This window comes from Actibacterium sp. 188UL27-1 (genome assembly GCF_016901225.1).
Classification (GTDB): Bacteria; Pseudomonadota; Alphaproteobacteria; order Rhodobacterales; family Rhodobacteraceae; genus 188UL27-1.
In genome coordinates this window covers 1-1,202 of record NZ_JAFEUL010000052.1, presented here as the reverse complement: position 1 = coordinate 1,202, position 1,202 = coordinate 1, and the positions used below count along the sequence as shown (strand labels likewise).

At 55.1% G+C, this 1,202-nt stretch carries 1 protein-coding gene; it reads left to right on the top strand.

What is annotated here, in order from left to right; all coding sequences use genetic code 11:
- The first annotated feature begins 64 nt into the window (after nucleotides 1-64).
- A protein-coding gene (locus IU397_RS23145) for an IS3 family transposase (RefSeq protein ID WP_204417983.1) occupies nucleotides 65-1,179 on the top strand; the annotation gives its coding sequence in 2 pieces (ribosomal slippage) (nucleotides 65-314 and nucleotides 314-1,179; 1,116 coding nt in all).
- Nucleotides 1,180-1,202 lie beyond the last annotated feature (23 nt).

Sequence of the window (1,202 nt, the reverse complement as noted above, 5' to 3'; positions counted from 1 at the left end):
TGACCTGCTCCCCTGAAATGTCCGGTGTTTTTGGTTAGCCTGTTCTCCAAGAAGGAGACAGATGATGAAGAGAAGCCGTTTCAGTGAAGAACAGATAATCGGGATATTGAAAGAACATCAGGCGGGCGCAACCGCTGCTGATCTATGCCGCAAGCATGGTGTCAGCGATGCGACGTTTTACAAGTGGCGATCCAAGTATGGCGGCATGGAGGTCTCTGATGCGAAGAAACTGAAAGCGCTTGAAGCCGAGAACGCCAAGCTGAAGAAACTGCTGGCTGAACAGATGATGGACGTGTCGACGCTTAAGGAAATGCTGGGAAAAAACTTTTGAAGCCCGGTTCAAGACGACGCGCTGTGGACTGGGCCATGACTGAGAAGCGATACAACCAGACGCGGGCCTGTGCCTTAGCGGGCATCGATCCGCGTGTTTATCGCCGGGCATCCAAGCGACCTGCAGATACCGACCTAAGAGAACGGTTGAAGGAGCTGTCGTCTGAACGGCGGCGCTTTGGCTATCGTCGGCTGCACATTCTGCTGAAACGCGAAGGCTGGCATGTGAACTGGAAGAAGCTGTACCGGATCTACCGCGAAGAAGGGTTAACAGTCCGTAAACGGGGCGGTCGCAAGCGTGCAGTGGGCACCAGAGCGCCAATGGCAATCCCGCAGGGGCCAAACCAGCGGTGGTCTCTGGACTTCGTGTCTGACAGCCTGTCCTGCGGTCGGCGCTTCCGCATTTTGAACGTCATCGACGACTTCAGTCGGGAATGTTTGGCTGCTGTTGTGGATACGTCTTTGTCGGGTGAACGTGTTGCCCGCGAGTTGGATCGGGTTGCTGAGATCCGCGGATACCCGTGCATGGTGGTCAGCGATAATGGAACCGAACTGACTTCCAATGCCATCCTGAAGTGGCAAGAACACCGTAAGGTTGACTGGCATTACATCGCGCCCGGCAAGCCGACGCAGAACGGGTTTGTCGAAAGCTTCAACGGCAGGATGCGTGACGAATGCCTTAACGAACACTTGTTCGACAGCCTGCGCCATGCACGTGATCTAATTGCCGCTTGGCGGGCGGACTTCAACAACCACCGTCCGCACACAAGCCTCGCTGGTATGACGCCAGCCGAATATGCTAACCGGTCAAAGGAAGACCAAAACCTGAACAGAGCTAACCTAAATTAGCGGACTCTAAGGGGAGCAGGTCA